The 18,198-nt window shown below is 44.5% G+C and carries 15 protein-coding genes; 5 read left to right on the forward strand and 10 right to left on the reverse strand.

What is annotated here, in order from left to right; all coding sequences use genetic code 11:
- Positions 1-27 precede the first annotated feature (27 nt).
- The gene (uvrA, locus tag FG11_RS10430) at positions 28-2,844 is read left to right on the forward strand and encodes an excinuclease ABC subunit UvrA (RefSeq protein WP_020183018.1); all 2,817 of its coding nucleotides are present in this window, start codon (positions 28-30) and stop codon (positions 2,842-2,844) included.
- Positions 2,845-2,865: 21 nt separating this feature from the next.
- Here the strand turns inward: uvrA and FG11_RS10435 are convergent, their stop codons facing one another.
- The 4 genes from FG11_RS10435 to FG11_RS10450 all read right to left on the reverse strand — a co-directional run bounded on the left by FG11_RS10435 (position 2,866) and on the right by FG11_RS10450 (position 5,841).
- Positions 2,866-3,696: an HDOD domain-containing protein gene (locus FG11_RS10435; protein ID WP_047534900.1), complete on the reverse strand. Its 831-nt coding sequence runs from the start codon at positions 3,694-3,696 to the stop codon at positions 2,866-2,868.
- Positions 3,697-3,822: 126 nt separating this feature from the next.
- Complete coding sequence (gene mtgA, locus FG11_RS10440) at positions 3,823-4,557, reverse strand: monofunctional biosynthetic peptidoglycan transglycosylase (RefSeq protein WP_047534902.1); 735 nt, start codon at positions 4,555-4,557, stop codon at positions 3,823-3,825.
- A complete protein-coding gene (aroE, locus tag FG11_RS10445; protein ID WP_047534905.1) occupies positions 4,554-5,372 on the reverse strand; it encodes a shikimate dehydrogenase in 819 nt (272 codons plus the stop codon). The genes mtgA and aroE overlap by 4 nt, the downstream gene beginning before the upstream one ends.
- Before the next feature lie 19 nt (positions 5,373-5,391).
- Entirely contained in the window at positions 5,392-5,841 is a 450-nt protein-coding gene (locus FG11_RS10450; protein ID WP_025225009.1) for a rhodanese-like domain-containing protein, read from the reverse strand.
- Positions 5,842-6,129: 288 nt separating this feature from the next.
- Here FG11_RS10450 and glnA point away from each other — a divergent pair, with 288 nt between their 5' ends.
- The 4 genes from glnA (at position 6,130) to ntrC (ending at position 10,834) form a co-directional block, all read left to right on the forward strand.
- A complete protein-coding gene (gene glnA, locus FG11_RS10455; protein WP_020183023.1) occupies positions 6,130-7,539 on the forward strand; it encodes a type I glutamate--ammonia ligase in 1,410 nt (469 codons plus the stop codon).
- A 146-nt stretch (positions 7,540-7,685) separates the two neighbouring features.
- Positions 7,686-8,204 carry a DUF4124 domain-containing protein gene (locus tag FG11_RS10460; protein ID WP_020183024.1) on the forward strand — a complete coding sequence of 173 codons (519 nt, stop codon included), beginning with the start codon at positions 7,686-7,688 and terminating at the stop codon, positions 8,202-8,204.
- A 96-nt stretch (positions 8,205-8,300) separates the two neighbouring features.
- Positions 8,301-9,395, forward strand: a complete 1,095-nt coding sequence (gene glnL / locus FG11_RS10465; RefSeq protein ID WP_020183025.1) for a nitrogen regulation protein NR(II) — start codon at positions 8,301-8,303, stop codon at positions 9,393-9,395.
- Between the two features lie 50 nt (positions 9,396-9,445).
- Entirely contained in the window at positions 9,446-10,834 is a 1,389-nt protein-coding gene (gene ntrC, locus FG11_RS10470; protein ID WP_025225011.1) for a nitrogen regulation protein NR(I), read from the forward strand.
- 23 nt (positions 10,835-10,857) lie between these two features.
- On the opposite strand, the gene FG11_RS10475 is transcribed toward ntrC, so the two are convergent.
- The 6 genes from FG11_RS10475 to pilQ all read right to left on the reverse strand — a co-directional run bounded on the left by FG11_RS10475 (position 10,858) and on the right by pilQ (position 18,198).
- The gene (locus FG11_RS10475) at positions 10,858-11,532 is read right to left on the reverse strand and encodes a DUF6445 family protein (protein WP_047534909.1); all 675 of its coding nucleotides are present in this window, start codon (positions 11,530-11,532) and stop codon (positions 10,858-10,860) included.
- Between the two features lie 130 nt (positions 11,533-11,662).
- A complete protein-coding gene (locus FG11_RS10480; RefSeq protein WP_047534912.1) occupies positions 11,663-12,925 on the reverse strand; it encodes a porin in 1,263 nt (420 codons plus the stop codon).
- Positions 12,926-13,180: 255 nt separating this feature from the next.
- Positions 13,181-14,317: a deoxyguanosinetriphosphate triphosphohydrolase gene (locus FG11_RS10485; protein ID WP_047534914.1), complete on the reverse strand. Its 1,137-nt coding sequence runs from the start codon at positions 14,315-14,317 to the stop codon at positions 13,181-13,183.
- On the reverse strand, positions 14,317-15,399 hold the full coding sequence (gene aroB / locus FG11_RS10490) for a 3-dehydroquinate synthase (RefSeq protein ID WP_047534917.1): 1,083 nt from the start codon (positions 15,397-15,399) through the stop codon (positions 14,317-14,319). Before aroB ends, FG11_RS10485 begins: the two co-directional genes overlap by 1 nt.
- 2 nt (positions 15,400-15,401) lie before the next feature.
- Complete coding sequence (locus tag FG11_RS10495; RefSeq protein WP_025225017.1) at positions 15,402-15,923, reverse strand: shikimate kinase; 522 nt, start codon at positions 15,921-15,923, stop codon at positions 15,402-15,404.
- Positions 15,924-16,008: 85 nt separating this feature from the next.
- Positions 16,009-18,198 carry a type IV pilus secretin PilQ gene (gene pilQ, locus FG11_RS10500; RefSeq protein WP_047534919.1) on the reverse strand — a complete coding sequence of 730 codons (2,190 nt, stop codon included), beginning with the start codon at positions 18,196-18,198 and terminating at the stop codon, positions 16,009-16,011.

An 18,198-nucleotide genomic window follows, 5' to 3' on the forward strand; every position in this document is an offset into this window, starting at 1 on the left:
GGTTGCCTCACTTTTCGTTAAAGTATCATGGAATTTATTAAAATCCGCGGTGCGCGCACCCACAATCTCAAGAACGTTTCACTGGATATTCCGCGTAATCAACTGGTAGTGATTACTGGCTTATCCGGCTCCGGGAAATCTAGCTTAGCCTTCGATACGCTATACGCTGAGGGACAACGCCGCTACGTGGAAAGTTTGTCTGCTTACGCACGCCAATTCTTGGCACGCATGGACAAGCCGGATGTCGATCTCATTGAAGGCTTATCGCCCGCTATTTCCATTGAGCAAAAATCCACCTCGCACAACCCGCGCTCTACTGTGGGTACCGTTACAGAGATTCATGATTACTTAAGGTTACTATTTGCGCGTGCCGGCGATCCGGAATGTCCGGATCACGGCATTAAGCTAGAAGCACAAACTGTTTCGCAAATGGTGGATGCCATTTTGAAATTGCCCGAAGACACCAAACTTATGGTGTTGGCACCAGTGGTGTCCAACCGTAAAGGTGAACAGTTAGATTTGTTTGACGAACTCAAAGCACAAGGCTTTGTACGCTTACGTGTTGACGGCAAAATTTATGAAATGGATGCGTTGCCGCAATTAGCTAAAACCACTAAACACAGTGTAGACGTAGTGGTGGATCGCTTAAAAGTACGCGAGGATATGAAACAACGGATTGCGGAATCTATCGAGACCGCGCTGCGCTTGGCTGATGGTAAAGCCATCGCCTTGGAGATGGATAACGAGAAAGAACACTTATTCTCAGCCAAATTCTCTTGCCCGGTTTGTGATTACTCACTTGCTGAATTAGAGCCTCGCCTATTCAGCTTTAACAACCCCATGGGCGCATGCCCGAAATGTGATGGTCTAGGCAATGTCACTTTCTTTGATCCAAAGCGGGTCGTGGCATTTCCACATTTATCACTCGCCAGCGGCGCCATTAAAGGGTGGGATAAGCGCAATCAATTCTACTTTCAGATGTTGGCCAGCCTGAGCCAACACTACAATTTTGATTTGGAAGTTGCCTTTGAAGAACTGTCTGAGGACATCCAAAACATCCTGCTATTTGGTTCTGGTAAAGAGCAAATCACATTTAAATACCTCAACGAACGCGGTACGTTTTTTGGTAAAACCCATAGTTTTGAAGGGATCATTCATAACTTGCAGCGCCGATATCGCGAAAGCGATTCCACAGCTGTGCGAGATGAGTTGGCCAAGTACATCAATGCCACCACTTGCCCAGATTGCACAGGCACGCGTTTAAGACGTGAAGCAAGACACGTCAAAGTGGGCGAGAAAAACATCCATCAAATTTGTGAAGTGCCGCTCAAGCAAGCACTTACTTTCTTTGAAACCTTACAACTGCATGGCGCTAAGTTGGCGATTGCGGACAAAATTGTAAAAGAAATTGAGAACCGCTTAAAATTTCTAACCAATGTGGGTCTGGAGTACTTATCGTTATCACGCTCCGCTGAAACGCTGTCCGGTGGAGAGGCGCAACGTATTCGCCTAGCCTCTCAAATCGGTAGCGGCTTAACCGGTGTGATGTATGTACTAGATGAACCTTCCATTGGCTTACACCAGCGTGACAATGACCGTTTATTAGATACGCTCAAGCGCCTGCGTGATATCGGCAATAGTGTCATTGTGGTCGAGCATGACCAAGATGCCATTATGATGGCCGATTATGTCGTCGACATTGGCCCGGGCGCAGGTGAACATGGCGGACAGATTGTGGCAGAGGGTACCCCTGCACAAATTCAAGCCAACCCCAAATCACTCACCGGGCAGTATTTAAGTGGCAAAAAGCAAATTGAATACAAAAAAGCACGCACCAAAGCCGACCCTGCACGCTGGATGAAATTGACGCATGCTACTGGCAATAATCTGCGCGATGTGTCAGTTGAAATCCCTGTGGGATTGCTCACTTGCGTGACTGGGGTCTCCGGCAGCGGCAAATCTACGCTAATTAACGACACGCTGTACCGCGTTGTTGCCCAGCATTTGTACGGCAGCAATACCGAACCAGCAGCGTTTGGCGAAATTGATGGCTTAGCTTTTTTTGATAAAGTAGTGGATGTGGACCAAAGCCCGATTGGCCGCACACCACGCTCTAACCCTGCAACATATACCGGCTTATTCACACCGATTCGTGATTTATTCGCTGCGGTACCGGAAAGCCGTGCGCGTGGCTATGGGCCAGGTCGCTATTCATTTAACGTAAAAGGTGGGCGCTGCGAGGCTTGCCAAGGCGACGGTGTGATTCGTGTGGAAATGCACTTTCTACCAGACGTCTACGTGCCTTGCGATGTCTGCAAAGGCCAGCGCTATAACCGCGAAACATTGGAAATCAACTTCAAAGGTAAAAATATCCGCGAAGTATTAGAGATGACAGTTGAGCAAGCGCACACTTTCTTTAACGCGCAGCCTGTGATTGAACGCAAACTAAAAACATTATTAGATGTTGGTTTGGGCTATATCACATTAGGCCAATCGGCCACTACGTTATCCGGTGGTGAGGCGCAACGTGTGAAGCTAGCGTTGGAGTTGAGCAAGCGCGATACTGGCCGCACGCTCTATATTCTAGATGAGCCGACCACTGGTTTGCATTTTGCCGATATTCAATTACTGCTGGATGTGATTCATCGCTTACGCGATGCGGGCAATACCATCGTCATTATTGAACATAACTTGGATGTGATTAAAACCGCAGACTGGATTATTGATATGGGGCCAGAAGGCGGTGACGGTGGCGGTATGGTGGTGGGCGTAGGCACCCCGGAAGCTGTGGCCGAAATTAAACAAAGCTATACGGGGAAATACCTCAAGCCCATGCTTGGCTAGTGGATGTAGTTACGCGCAGTGTTATAAATAGCTTTGTGCTTCTTGCACAAAAATACGGTAGTGCTCGATGCGCTCAATCAATGCATCTGCATCATTCCAGTTAAGCGCCTGCATCACCTCAGCGTCTAACGAAGCTGCAATTTCCGCTGCCGTTTTTTCACGCTCGAACTCAGATGCAATATAGACAGCCGCATACACCACTGGCGCAAACTCACTCGCACCCGCTTTAAATGGCTCTAGATAATGACGCAACACGCACAAAATCTCTTCCGGAAAGTTCCACATTTTGGCGAGCATCTCTCCAATCTGGCAATGATCAATACCAAGGATCGATTGCTCTGCCGCTTTTCTCTCAAGCACACTGCGACCACGGCACATCTCCGTCACTTGTGCGCCGGCGGCAGGAAACACCAAATGAATAGGCAATTGACCAACGCTGTGCAGCAACCCAGCAATGTAAGCAGTGGCAGCGTCCAAGCCTGAATCACGGCTGATTTGACGGGCAATACTAGCGGTGACCAAACTATGCACCCAGAAATGCTGTAAATTCAGCCCCGGCACATTGGTGAAAGTAGTGGTAACCCCAGAAGCTACTACAAGTGTTGCTACATTTTCTAAGCCTATCAACGCCACTGCATCCTCTACAGTTTTAATACTGCGGCTGCAGCCAAAATAAGCTGAGTTAGACATGCGCAGTACGCGCGCCGCCAACACCTGATCATGATTAATGCTGGCCGCGAGGGCTTTTAAATCCACATCCTCATTGTCGAGCTGTGCGGCCACTTCCTGTACTACTTTTGGTAGCATCGGCATGCGGTTAATCTGATCTAAAAAATTGTCAATTACGTTCATGTTATTGTTGGGTCCATAGACAGTTTGTCCTAAGACTTTAACGCATCTCAATGAATTTAAACCGGATAACAGAGTGGAAAAACCAATTCAGTTTATGACCCAAATCCGTTGTGATGAGATGGGGTATTAAGGCACTTCCGCAAACCGCATACGCGCTTGAATCGTCGCTGTTCTGCGGTTTAAATAACGTGTATTGCGGTGATCATCATAAAAACGCGGGTTGGGCACCATGGCTGCCAGCTTGGCCGCTTGTTGGCGATTCAATCCAGCGGCGCTGGTTTTGAAGTAATGTTTAGCTGCGGCCTCGGCCCCAAACACACCATTACCCCACTCAATCACATTCAAGTAGATTTCCAAAATGCGTCGTTTGCTCAGCATTTTTTCTAACATCAAAGTAATCAGCGCTTCTTCTGCTTTGCGCCAAGGTGTGCGTTTGCTCGATAAAAATAAATTCTTAGCCAGTTGCTGGCTAATCGTGGAGCCGCCAGCCACCAGTTTGCCTTTTTTCAGGTTTTTCTCGTAGGCCTTTTCAATGCCTTCCCAGTCAAAACCTTCGTGGTTAACAAATTTTGCATCTTCGCTGGCAACCAAAGCACGCTTGAGATGGTTGGAAATTTTCGGATAATCTACCCATTTGTATTTTAATTCGGCATCAGGATTTTTCTCCTGAATTACCGCCAAACGGTCCTCCATAAACGCACTTGTGGAGGGGTTGAATTTAATCCACCAGACTATGTGCAAAAAAATCCATAGCTGATAAACAATAATCCAGACCAACATAAATGCCAGTATGCGCTTGAAATAACCACCCACGCCTAAAGCGCGCGCATTCGGTTTGCTATTGAAAAACCAGCGGATCAAGCGCTTCTCAACTGCTGAATCACTGGCTGTGTACGTGGACGCACACCGCGCCAAATATAAAACGCTTCTGCCGCTTGCTCAACTAACATCCCAAGGCCGTCCGCCACTTGCGCACCCGCCTCTCGCGCTTGTTTCATAAAAGGCGTTTCACGCCCATACATCATGTCGTAAGCTATGCAGCCGTTTGCAAATACACTGCTTGGAATAGGCAGGGCCGTATCGGTTAAGCCTGTAGAGGTGGCGTTGATGACAATATCAAATTGCGCATCTGACAAATTACCAAATGCACATGCAGTTAGGGAAAATGCGTTATGGTTTTTGGACAATATTTTTTTTACCATTGTTTGCGCTTTATCCACCGTGCGATTAGTAATCACTAGCGAAGCCGGCAATTCATTAAGTAACGGTTGCAGCACTCCATCTGCTGCACCGCCTGCGCCTAAAAGAAGTACTCGTTTACCTGCTATCGTGATGCCTAAATTTTGCTGAATGTCGCGTACCAGACCCGTACCATCAGTACTATCGCCACGAATCTCACCACCCAGAAATCTGAGTGTGTTAACGGCCACTTCATCTAAAGCACGATTGCTAGGATAAACCAAATTTAAAGCTTCAAACTTAAATGGCACAGTAACATTCGCACCTTTATAACCCTGCGCAATCAATGATTGAATTGTCGCTTCAAATCCATCTAGTGGCGCCAGTATCGCCTCGTAACTAATATCCTCACCGGTCTGCTCCGCAAAGGCTTTGTGAATGATAGGCGATTTGCTGTGCCCGATAGGGTTGCCAATCACTGCATACTTATCTACCATCTGTTTTACCTATTGTCGTTTAGTTTGTCCAAGGCAACCCGGCATGACGCCAACCATTGATCAGCGTGCGCTGTTTCAGGCTATTGGCCTCACCTTCAAAGCCCTCTACCATGTTGTAGGCTTTTTGATAACCGAGTTGTTGCGCCAATACAGCCGCATTATGACTACGGCCACCAGTGCGACACATAAAGATGACCGTGAGTCCTTTATCTATATTCGCCTGTAGTTGCGTTGCAAAATCCGGGTTTGCTACCATTCCAGGATAAAATGCCCATTCAATATGGGTAGATTGCGGTACACGCCCTACCAACTCCAACTCCGCACGTGAACGCACATCCACCAAGATAGCTTCAGGATTATTTTGTAACACTGCAAATGTTTCCTGCGGCGTCAGCAGACCCGCATAAGCAATCTGGTTTTGTTTTGCGCGCTCATGCGCAAGTTCTAAAATTTGAGATGGATTATCCATCAGCACTCTCCCGTTTACATCGCTTAGTTTTATCTGATAGTTTCAAGTATATCGCGAAAATGAAGGCAAAAATTCACCAGGCATGCATTGCACTTTTTTTGTGCGTAAAATATCTTTACGCACCATTTTGGTTCATCACAAAAATCGCTATTTTAGTGCGTTATCGGTTTAATGCGGTGTTTAGCTATTTTTCGCTGGCACAGTTCCTGCTAATATTACAGCTTAGGATTTTTGTTTTATCTCAATAATAATTCCATCATCAATACACACTCACATTAGGAGAAGGTAATGTCTGTTGCAAATGTAATGAAAATGGTAAAAGAAAACGACATTAAATTTGTTGATTTTCGTTTTACCGATACGCGTGGTAAAGAACAGCACGTCACTGTGCCTGTTTCAGCTTTTGACGAATCAAAATTTACTGAAGGTCACGCGTTTGACGGCTCTTCAATCGCCGGTTGGAAAGGTATTCAAGCCTCTGACATGCAATTGATGCCTGATGCATCAACAGCAAACATCGATCCATTCATGGACGAGCCAACATTAATTTTAACCTGTGACGTTGTAGACCCTACCGATGGTAAAGGCTACGACCGTGATCCACGTAGCTTGGCCAAACGTGCTGAAGCTTACTTAAAATCAAGCGGCTTGGGCGACACTGCTTACTTTGGTCCAGAGCCAGAATTCTTCATTTTCGACTCTATCAACTGGTCTGTAGACATGAGCGGTAGTTCAGTCAAAATCAACTCAGAAGAGGCAGCATGGTCATCTTCAGAGAAATTCGAAGGCGGCAACACGGGTCACCGTCCAGCAGTAAAAGGCGGTTACTTCCCAGTGCCTCCAGTCGATTCATTACATGACATCCGTTCTGCGATGGTGATGACTTTAGAGCAAATGGGCGTGCCTGTTGAAGTGCACCACCATGAAGTTGCTACTGCTGGTCAATGTGAAATCGGTACTAAATTCAGCACATTGACACAACGTGCTGACTGGACGCAAATCTTAAAATACGTAGTATTAAATACGGCACACGCCTACGGCAAAACAGCGACTTTTATGCCTAAACCAATGTTTGGCGATAACGGTTCGGGTATGCACGTTCACCAATCCGTATGGAAAGATGGCAAAAATCTGTTTGCTGGTAGCGGCTACGCTGGCTTAAGCGATTTCGCTTTGTACTACATTGGCGGCATCATCAAGCACGCACGTGCATTGAACGCGATTACCAACCCAGGTACTAACTCATACAAACGCTTAGTGCCACATTACGAAGCGCCAGTGAAATTAGCTTACTCGGCTAAAAACCGTTCTGCTTCTATCCGTATTCCATTTGTACATTCAGACAAAGCACGCCGTGTTGAAGCGCGTTTCCCAGATCCAATTGCTAACCCGTACTTGGCATTCTCTGCCTTGTTAATGGCGGGTTTGGATGGCGTACAAAACAAAATTCACCCAGGTGAGCCAGCAACTAAAGACTTGTACCATCTTCCTCCAGAAGAAGATGCAAAAATCCCAACCGTCTGTTCTTCATTGGAACAAGCGTTGGAGTATTTGGACAAAGACCGTGAGTTCTTGACGCGTGGTGGTGTATTTACGGATGACTGGATTGATGCTTACATTGGTCTAAAAATGGAAGAAGTGACCAAACTACGTCAAACTCCACACCCAGTTGAATTTGGCTTGTACTACTCTTGCTAATTTCAACATAGTCTTGCTAATCACCGTTTAGCAACGCACTAAAATAGGGCAGCTTAGGCTGCCCTATTTTTTTATATATACATCCCCGTCAACCAAATCTATAATACCTCGTTGCTAACTATAAGACTCTCATCTAAACTATTGGTATGAATAAACAATTTACATTTGTAAGCATTGTAGTTTCTACCCTCATCTGCGCGGTGGCACATGCAGAAATATACAAGCATGTAGATGCTGATGGGCGAATCACTTATTCAAACGTCAAAATCAAAGGCGCCAAAAAACTAGATTTGGAGCCGGCTGATACCAGTTTTGGCAATACTGCAAAGCCTAACGCCAAGTCTTCCGATGAGTCTAAATCTGGCACACCTAGCAACTTTCCAAAAGTAGATTCCAACACACAAAACCAGCGTGATGCCAAACGTAAAGACATTCTAAAATCTGAATTAGAGTCTGAAAAACAAGCACTTGAGCGCGCTAAGCAAGCCTATGCTGAAGGTCAATCAAACCCAGAGGTCTATCAAGTCAAGAACGCCAATGGCACCACATCTACCTTCCGCAACGTACCGAAGTTTGAAGAGAAAATGAAGGGCCTTCAAGCCGAGGTAGATGCACACCAACGCAATATTGAGCTGCTGACCAAAGAGTTGAACCAAATTAATTAATCGCCGAACCATGCTTTTTCTATAAGATTAAAGCTGGCTTACCTTTTGCTTTATTACAAGCAACAACACTATTGATTGCTATGTTTTATTAAGTTTATGGTTCAGCATACACCCTCAAATTTTTCTGGCTTAGAGCATCTTGCGACTGCAGTGATGCTACTCGACTCATCGCTCAAGGTGCTTTATACCAACCCAAGCGCAGAGATACTATTTGCGTTAAGCGCCAATCAGATTTCCGGCAACCATATTTCCGAGGTCTTTTTAAACTGCGAAATATTGCAACTGGCCGTAGACAATGCGCTCACCACCAACAGCCCTTACCGCGAACACGAATTTGCGCTCACTACAGTACGCCAGCATTCATTTGCTGTGACCTGTACAGTGACGCCAATCATGTTTGAGAATGTCACACTCATTTTAGAGTTTCAACAAATGGATCAGCAATTGCGGATTGCCAGAGAAGAACGCATGCTCATTCAACAACAGGCAAACTCAGAATTATTGAGGAATTTAGCGCATGAAATTCGCAACCCATTAGGCGGGCTGCGCGGGGCAGCGCAATTGCTAGAGCATGAGCTCCCTCAGATTAATTTAAGAGAATATACCCAAGTCATTATCAAAGAAGCTGATAGGTTGCACAGCCTGATGGATCGCCTGTTGGCACCGCACCGTGTACCGAAGTACGAGCCCACCAATATCCATGAAGTACTTGAGCGTGTTAGAAGCCTGCTATTGGCTGAATCGCCTCACAACATTATCGTACAGCGCGACTACGACACCAGCCTACCAGAGTTAATAGGTGATAGAGAGAAGCTTATCCAAGCGGTCTTGAACATTGCGCGTAATGCAGTACAAGCTATGCAATCAAAAGGTACCGACAGTGCAAAAATTATATTAAGAACACGTTCCGAGCGCCAAGTTACTCTAGCTAGAAAACGTTACCGTGTCGCTATCAAGCTACAAATTATTGATAATGGCCCTGGTATTCCTGTCGATATTCGAGAGAAAATATTTTACCCACTGGTTTCTGGCCGAGAGGGTGGCACTGGATTAGGGTTGGCACTTGCGCAAACGTTTATTACGCAACATCATGGCATGATAGATTGTGAGAGCCAGCCAGGGAAAACATGCTTTACTATATTGCTGCCCATTGAAAGCACCTTACTTAAACATGCGGTCATTACACAGTAATTTTACATACATAATATTAAGAATATTTTTGAATTAACATCGAGAGAAGTATGAAACCTATTTGGATATTAGACGACGACAAATCAATCCGCTGGGTGTTTGAAAAAGCATTAGCACGCACGGATTTAGAGTTTAAGACCTTCTCATCCACGGCTGAAGCTCTCAATGCATTGCATCGAGAGCAACCACAAGTAGTAGTCAGCGATATTCGCATGCCCAATGGTTCTGGGCTAGATTTTCTCTCTGAGATTAAACAAAAATTTCCAGACATCCCTGTCATCATCATGACCGCATATTCCGATCTAGAAAGTGCAGTGGCGGCTTTTCAAGGTGGTGCATTTGAGTATTTAGCTAAGCCATTCGATGTAGACCAAGCCATCGACATCATCAAACGTGCAGTAGACGAAAGCATGCGTCAGGCCGTAGACAATGTGGTGATTGAAGAAACCCCGGAAATCATTGGCCAAGCACCCGCCATGCAAGAAGTGTTTCGCGCCATTGGCAGACTCAGTCGCTCACACTCAACAGTATTGATCAATGGTGAATCAGGCAGCGGTAAGGAGCTCGTTGCCAGTGCATTACATAAACACAGCCCACGCGCTGACAAACCATTCATTGCCATCAACACAGCTGCCATTCCAAAAGATTTACTAGAGTCTGAATTATTTGGCCATGAGCGTGGCGCATTTACTGGGGCTGCCGCTGCAAGACGTGGTCGCTTTGAGCAAGCCGATAACGGTACGCTGTTCTTAGATGAGATTGGTGATATGCCAGCAGACTTACAAACGCGCCTGTTGCGCGTGTTAAGTGATGGCCAGTTTTATCGCGTAGGCGGTCACCAACCACTAAAGGTGAATGTCCGTGTCATTGCCGCCACCCACCAAGACTTAGAGGAACGCGTGAAGTTAGGGCTATTCCGTGAAGACTTATTTCATCGTTTAAACGTCATTCGCTTACGCCTGCCTCCGTTAAGAGAGCGCAGAGAAGATATCCCGTTACTCACAAAACATTTTTTAGCGCATAGCGCCAAACAACTAGGTGTTGAACCTAAGCAACTCTCTCAAGCCGCCTTGCGTTACCTCACCTCAGTCAATTGGAGCGGTAACGTTCGACAATTAGAGAACGTGTGTCATTGGCTCACCGTCATGGCACCTGGTCAAAACGTAGATGTAGCTGACTTACCGCCGGAATTGAAAGAAGAGTCGGCCAAGCCATCCAGCTCAGGCTCTTGGCAAGAGTCTTTGGCCAAAGAAGTCATGGATGCGCTGAATCGTGGTGAAACCAATATTTTGGATACCAAAACCAAAGAATTTGAGCGGACCATGATTACCAAGGCCCTACAACACACGGATGGCAGACGTATCGAGGCTGCCAATCAATTAGGTATGGGGCGAAATACACTGACGAGAAAAATTCAGGAATTAGGTATTGATGAGTAAAGCCACGTATAGTGCAGTGGCTGCTATATCTGAATCGCTTGTGCTCTTTTTAATGGAAACGAGCTGTATTTTTGCGCATCTATCTTGCTAACAAAAAACACCTGCGCTAGCCTTGAGTCCTTTAGGGTTTTACCAAAAAACTCGTTAGCCGCGTGATAATGTCTACCCTCATACAATATTAACGTATTGTATACATTATTCACGCGTACAATCTCGTCAAACATACTGTGATAACTTGTATCCATCACTAGCTTACCCTCATCAAAGCGCTTGTCATTTTCCTTCAAGCACCATTGATATTTTTCTTCATCAAAGTTGGCATTAGGTTTAAACAGCGAAGTGCCTGATTGCAATGGTGCATTTGGTGCTAAATAGAGCACCGCTGCAAATACGGTATTGTGATCCGTATGAATTACCCCACGCCCATAATCTTCCGACACACTCTGGAAGCTTGTTGTAATAGACCAACGCATATAATCATGTTCGACATTATGAAACAAGGAAATGATTTTTTTGCTTACACTTTCAAACAATGGTTTGTTAATCAGTGATATGTCTTTGGTTCTACATCCAGGAAATACATAGTTAGCATTCTTAATTTGATGTCTAAACTGATATTTCTGATTCAGTGCAAATGTTCTCACACTATCCGGATTGTTGTAAAAGTTTTCTACTATGGTAACTGGATATAAATTCATACAAATAATGATGTTAATTGATTAGTCTATTAGTTGAGGATTACTATCCACATAATAACAAAAACGGCAACCGAAGTTGCCGTTTTTAGTTTATTGCTTATTAACTCAAGCAGGCTAAGCCTGCATTAAATTAGAAGAATAAGATTGCGCCCAATGAAACAGTTTTTGATTTACCATCAACATCGCTACCAGCTGGAACGCTGCTATTGAAGTTAACTTCATCTTTAGCAGATGAGTACTCAGCAACTAAATTAAGATGCTTTGTAAGTGGGTGATAAACACCAACTGTCCACATACTGTGTTTCCAGTCATCCAAGTAATCAGTAGCTGCGCTGTTACCATCTAATGTAGATTTACCATATGCAACACCTAATTTAGTACCTGCGCCTGGAATTGTGTAAGTACCTTGCACATACCAGTCATCTGAGTCACGTGATTTACCTGAAGCATCGAAACCATCGCGTAATTGAATGATTGTACCTAAGCCATCACCATTACCGTAGTAACCTGTCAAACCAAAGCCAGCAACATTTACTGTTGCGCCAATGTCAAAACCAGTCGCACGGTCATCAGTTAAAGCACCACCATTAACAAAATCTGTTAAATCTTTAACTTTTTGTGTAATACCAGAAACCCATACTTTACCAGCAACATCACCTGTCCACTCGTAGCTAGCTTTAGCTTCGAAAGCTGGAGTAGAACCTGAACGGCTTTGTGAACCTTGAGAGATACCAGCACCAACAGCTGTATCTAATGCTTCTTGAGCATTCCAACCTTGAGTAACGCCAGCTGTGAAGCTGAAACCATTCCAGTTTGGTGATGTGTAAGCAATTTGTGATTTCCAATCAGCATAGATGAAACCTGTACCGATACGACCTAAAGTTGTTGTATTACCAGCTAAACCACCAGCAGCAGAACCAACACCTAATAATGTCATGTCATTCAAGATAGCATCAGAAGCGAAAATGCCTAAATCTTTACCTAGTTTGATAGAACCCCATGAAGCATCACCAAATGTCAAGAATGCTTGACGATTTTCTTGGTTGTTCGGGCTATTTTGAATACCAGATTGAGTTGTAGATGCACCTGGGTTAATGCTGATAGTGAAACCAACATCTAAGTCGTTTTGACGTGTTTTACCAGATACTGATAAGTAGTTAGGTAACAAACCAGTAGTGATGTTTGATTGTGAATCATCACCTGATGCTGTATCAGTTACACCACCGATTACTGAAACGTTATCACCGCTTGTTCTTGTGTGTGTGTAGTAAGCGTTAACTACGCCGCCAATGTCCAATGTCCAATCGCCAGCTGGAATTGTGATACCAGCGTTTGCGCTTGAAGCGGCAGCTAATAAAGCTGAAGCAACTGCTAAACTTAATTTAGTTTTCATTTGAATCTCCAAAATATTGTTACTAAAAGTATTGCTACTAAAATCACCCTCATCTTTATAGCTTTTTTTATCAATCGCTAAAAAACAAGAAAGTTCGCGAACTCACTCCACAAACAAATGTATTTGTTCTTAAGGAAGGTGATGAAAGTATGCCAAAGGCTAGGTTTGCGGGGCAAGCGATTTGTCGCTTTTTGTTACAATTAAAGTACTTTGTTGCAATTGTGCAACACTAATGCTGCAAAAATGTAGCTTAAACTAGAAATATTCTTCCACCGCAAATAAACGGCGATGCTCGCGAATGGCAAAACGATCAGTCATACCGGCAATATAGTCAGCCACTGCTCTTGGCTGATCTGCTTTTGCAGCCGCTTGGTGCTCATCGGGCATCAGTTCTACATTTTGCATAAACGCGTGAAACAACTCTTGAATAATGCGCTCTGCTTTTGCGCTCATGCGGTTAACTTTGTAATGGTGGTATAGATTTTTGCGCAAAAACTGTTTGAGTGCCTGATTTTTTTTAGCGGTTGCCTCACTAAACGCAACCAAGTAGGGCGCATGACGAATATCTTCAATCGTTTGTGGTTTCAGTTGCTGAATATTTTCCAATGTGGTTTCGCACAAATCAATCACGAGCTGATTGATCATCCTGCGGATAGTTTCAGGAATTAAACGTTTCAATTCGATATTCGGATACTGTGATTTCACCACAGCCATGTTTTCTGCAAACAACTCAATTTCTTTTAACTGCTCGATGGTAATGAGCTGTGAGCGCAAGCCGTCATCTACATCATGGTTGTTGTAGGCGATTTCATCGGCAAAATTGGTGACTTGTGCCTCCAGGCTTGGGCTTTGTTTTTTAATAAAGCGTTCACCAACATCGCCAAGTAGGCGTGCATTCTTGATGGAGCAGTGTTTTAAGATACCCTCGCGCAATTCAAACGTTAGATTCAAACCGTCGAACTCTGCGTAGCGATTTTCCAGCATATCCACCACGCGCAAAGACTGCAAATTATGCTCGAAACCACCATGGGAGCGCATACATGCATTCAGAGCATCTTGGCCTGCATGCCCAAATGGTGTGTGACCTAGATCATGCGCTAGTGCGATACCTTCGGTTAAGTCTTCATGTAAATGTAAGGTTCTGGCGATACCGCGCGCCAATTGCGCAACCTCTAAACTATGCGTCAGGCGCGTTCTAAACAAATCGCCCTCATGATTTACGAAAACTTGTGTTTTGTACTCTAAACGCCTAAAGGCTGTTGAATGGATGATGCGATCACGGTCGCGCTGAAATAAATTGCGTATGGGTGCGCCGTTAATCAAAGGCGCCGCTGGCTCGTTAAATTTACGGCCGATCGATTGTTCCGGATGTGCTGCGTAACTGGCTAGCATCACGCAGCAATCGCCTCTAATGTTTGATTTAGTAACGCTTTATCATAATCAGCCGTCATCACTGCTTTGCCTATGCCCTGTTGTAGCACCAATCTAATTTGCCCATCGGCCACTTTTTTATCTAACTGCATCAAGGCCAAATACTTTTCCGGGCTGAGTTTAGGTGGTGTTAACGGCAAATTGGCTGATTGGAATATGGCTGAAATTCTAGCTATCTCTTGTTCACTTAACCAAGCTAATCTTTGTGACAAGTCGGCCGCTAGCATCGTACCCGCAGCCACAGCCTCACCATGTAACCAAACACCGTATCCCATTGCATTTTCAATGGCATGGCCAAAGGTATGGCCTAAATTAAGCAGTGCACGCTCGCCAGACTCATGCTCGTCAATAGCCACCACTTCAGCCTTGTTTTGACAAGAGCGATAAATAGCATAGCTGACTACTTGCTCATCTAGCGCCATCAATTGCGGCATATTGCGCTCCAACCAATCAAAAAAACCTGCGTCTCTAATCAGGCCATATTTAATGACTTCGGCCACCCCTGCTGAATACTCGCGTGGCGGCAATGTCTGCAATGTATTGATATCGGCCAACACAACTTTAGGTTGATAAAATGCCCCTATCATATTTTTGCCAAGTGGATGGTTAATGCCCGTTTTCCCACCTACGCTAGAGTCCACTTGTGATAGCAGTGTGGTGGGTATTTGAATAAACGGCACGCCTCTGAGGTAAGTCGCCGCGGCATACCCAGTCAAATCGCCAATGACGCCACCACCTAGCGCAATCAATGTGGTGCTACGCTCACAACGATGCTTCAATAATGCATCGTAGATTAAATTCAGTGTCTCCGTGTTTTTATATGCTTCGCCGTCCGGCAAAATAATTTGGATAACATTGACTCCAGCAGTTTCTAACGCTTTTACCAACGTTGGCATATAGAGTGGCGCCACGGTGGTGTTACTCACAATCGCAACTTGCTTACGCTTCAGATGTGGCAATACTAAATCCGCTTGCTCTAACAAGCCTTTGCCAATATGGATAGGATAACTTCTATCTCCTAGCTTCACTTCTAATGTCTGCATAGTCATTTCTTTAATGCCAATTCAATTTGATTGAGTATGTTCGCAACCGGTTGATTGCCAGTATCGATAATCAATGAGGCTGTTTCTGTGTACAGCGGATTGCGGGCCTGATAAAGATGCTCTAATCGCTTACGCACATCCACATTTTGCAACAGTGGGCGATGCTTATCATTGCGCATTCTCATCCACAGCTCATGTACGTTTGCACGCAGATAAATCACATAGCCATGTTGTTTTAATAGCGCACGGTTTTCAGCTGCGATTACAGCACCACCACCAGTGGCCATGACAATATTATCAAGTGCGGAAAGCTCCTCGATGGTAGCCGTTTCTCTTTTACGGAAGCCAGCTTCGCCTTCCAGCTCAAAAATGGTGGCTATTTTCACCCCAGTACGCTGCTCAATCACTTGGTCGGTATCGTAAAACGTTTTACCCAAATGCTTGGCGATTAATTTCCCTATCGTAGTTTTACCTGCGCCCATCAAGCCAATAAAGAAAATGTTGTTAGGAATCTCTGCCACAATAAAAAATGCCCATCGTTATCTGATGGGCATTTTAAGCGAAACTGTCATTCCTGTCAGCGCAGAATAGTATTTATCTCAAACCCTATTATCTTAAACCCAGACTTTCATCCATGATTTTAGGTGTGATGAAGATCAGCAATTCTGTTTTGTCTTCTTGTTTTGTTCTACGTTTGAATGCATGACCAACAATAGGAAGGTCACCGAAGAACGGCACCTTATCGACATCATTACGCTCAGTTTGCTCGTAGATACCACCAAGTACAGCTGTTTCACCATTCGCTACCAATACGTTAGTTTTAACGTTTTGCGTATCAATAGACGGCGTACCAAAGAATACTTGGCCTACACGGTCTTTTTTCACCTCGAGCTCCATGATGATCTTCTCATCCGGTGTAATTTGTGGCGTTACATCCAAGCTTAGCGTTGCGTCAATAAATGAAATATTGGTCGCACCACTACTACTTGCTTGCAAGTACGGAATTTTAGTACCTGATGCAATGCTTGCTTTTTGTTGATTCGCAGTCGTTACACGTGGACTGGATACTACTTTACCACGCTTATCAGACTCCAATGCCGACAACTCTAAATTCAACAAAGTGTTGGCTGAGAGCTTGAATAAACTCAAAGCAAAACTGCCGAAGGCATTCGCCACTGGTAGGTTTGACATTAAGTCAGGCAAGCCATCTGAACTGGTTAAAATATTGCCGCCATCGGTTGCCGTTTGAATCGAACCGTTGTGGGTACCTTGTGTAAGTGTCGTTGCACTGGATTGTGTGAATCGATTACCCAAACTACCACTAATAGTTGCAGTCGCAGAACCTGGTGTCCCAGTTTGTGTCACGCCAAAACGCGCCCCTAAACTTTTCGCAAACTTATCATCCGCAATCACCAAGCGTGACTCAATCATCACTTGTTTGACTGGAATATCAATCTTGTTGATAACAGATTGAATCTCTTCTAGCTTTCTTGCTGTATCTTGAATAAATAGTGTATTGGTACGTGGGTCCCAAACTGCGCTACCACGTTTAGACAAGATGCTTTTGTTTTTATCGCCAGAATTACCTCCTGAGTCATCCCCAGATAAGATTTTTTTGAAATTTTCCGCTTTTTGATACTTCAGTGTAAACACCTCTGTACGCAACGGCTCCAAATCTTCAATGGCTTGATTTGCTTCTAGCGCTGCTTTCTCTTTAGCTGCTAGCTCATCCGCCGGAGCAATCGAAATCACATTGCCTGAAACACGCTTATCCAACCCTTTGTTTTTCATGATGATATCCAGTGCCTGATCCCACGGAACATCTTTTAATCGCAAAGTGATGTTGCCAGTTACGCTATCACTTGCGACAATATTTTTACCAGTAAAGTCAGCAATTACCTGCAATACAGAACGCACTTCGATGTTCTGAAAGTTTAACGACAACTTCTCACCGGCGAACCCAACTTTAGAGCCTTGCACTAATTTATTTGGATCTTGAATAATTGGTCTGACATCCACAATAAATTTCTTATCAGCTTGATAAGCAGACTGCTCCCAATCACCTTTAGGCTCAATGATAATTTGACCGTTTTTACCACGCTTAATAGTATCGATATACAGCACAGGCGTATTGAAATTAATCACGTTTAAACGACGCTGAAGCTCTGCAGGTACATCTGTATCTACAAAATCAACAACAATCGTTTTTCCTTTGTTCTTAATGTTGATCCCAGAACTAGCGTCAGACAACTCGACAATGATACGACCCTCGCCATTTTTGCCACGTGCAAAATCCACATTGGCAATCGCATGTCCAGCACTGCTGCTACGTCCTTCAGCAAAACGCGTCTCCGCTACAGTATTGTTCGCGGCAGTCTCGCTACCTTGCAAGCTAATCACAACCTCTTTACCATTAACGCTCGTGTTATACCCAACGCTTTTAGATAAATTCAATACCATACGTGTGCGGTCTTTTGCTTGTGCTAGCGACACACTTTTAAGTGCACCCTGCTCTGCAACAATATTCGACTTATTCAACCCATTCGCCGTTTTTGGAAAGTCCAAGGCGATTCTCGCTGGACTGTTCAGTGAAAAACCAGGAGGTGGAAACTCTAAAGGCGACTTCAATACTACTCGAATATTGACTCTACCACCTGACAAAGAAGTGAAATCCACACTCTCAATTTCATTGGTCAATAACGAGTTACTCTCAGCCGCAAAAGCAACATGGAATAGCGATTGACTTATCAACAAGACGAATGCTAAAAATACTCGATTTAATTTTTCTACGTGTTTCAT

It is taken from the genome of Methylotenera sp. N17 (genome assembly GCF_000799155.1).
In the GTDB taxonomy this organism is placed as follows: Bacteria; Pseudomonadota; Gammaproteobacteria; order Burkholderiales; family Methylophilaceae; genus Methylophilus.

Bases quoted from the DNA above. Each gene is read 5' to 3' on its own strand.
- FG11_RS10450 (WP_025225009.1), bottom strand. From the start codon at position 5,841: ATGGATAATCCATCTCAAATTTTAGAACTTGCGCATGAGCGCGCAAAA.
- FG11_RS10485 (WP_047534914.1), bottom strand. From the start codon at position 14,317: ATGCTAGCCAGTTACGCAGCACATCCGGAACAATCGATCGGCCGTAAA.
- FG11_RS10460 (WP_020183024.1), top strand. From the start codon at position 7,686: ATGAATAAACAATTTACATTTGTAAGCATTGTAGTTTCTACCCTCATC.
- aroE (WP_047534905.1), bottom strand. From the start codon at position 5,372: ATGGTAGATAAGTATGCAGTGATTGGCAACCCTATCGGGCACAGCAAA.
- FG11_RS10475 (WP_047534909.1), bottom strand. From the start codon at position 11,532: ATGAATTTATATCCAGTTACCATAGTAGAAAACTTTTACAACAATCCG.
- FG11_RS10435 (WP_047534900.1), bottom strand. From the start codon at position 3,696: ATGAACGTAATTGACAATTTTTTAGATCAGATTAACCGCATGCCGATG.
- FG11_RS10480 (WP_047534912.1), bottom strand. From the start codon at position 12,925: ATGAAAACTAAATTAAGTTTAGCAGTTGCTTCAGCTTTATTAGCTGCC.
- aroB (WP_047534917.1), bottom strand. From the start codon at position 15,399: ATGCAGACATTAGAAGTGAAGCTAGGAGATAGAAGTTATCCTATCCAT.
- glnA (WP_020183023.1), top strand. From the start codon at position 6,130: ATGTCTGTTGCAAATGTAATGAAAATGGTAAAAGAAAACGACATTAAA.
- ntrC (WP_025225011.1), top strand. From the start codon at position 9,446: ATGAAACCTATTTGGATATTAGACGACGACAAATCAATCCGCTGGGTG.
- pilQ (WP_047534919.1), bottom strand. From the start codon at position 18,198: ATGAAACACGTAGAAAAATTAAATCGAGTATTTTTAGCATTCGTCTTG.
- uvrA (WP_020183018.1), top strand. From the start codon at position 28: ATGGAATTTATTAAAATCCGCGGTGCGCGCACCCACAATCTCAAGAAC.
- glnL (WP_020183025.1), top strand. From the start codon at position 8,301: ATGGTTCAGCATACACCCTCAAATTTTTCTGGCTTAGAGCATCTTGCG.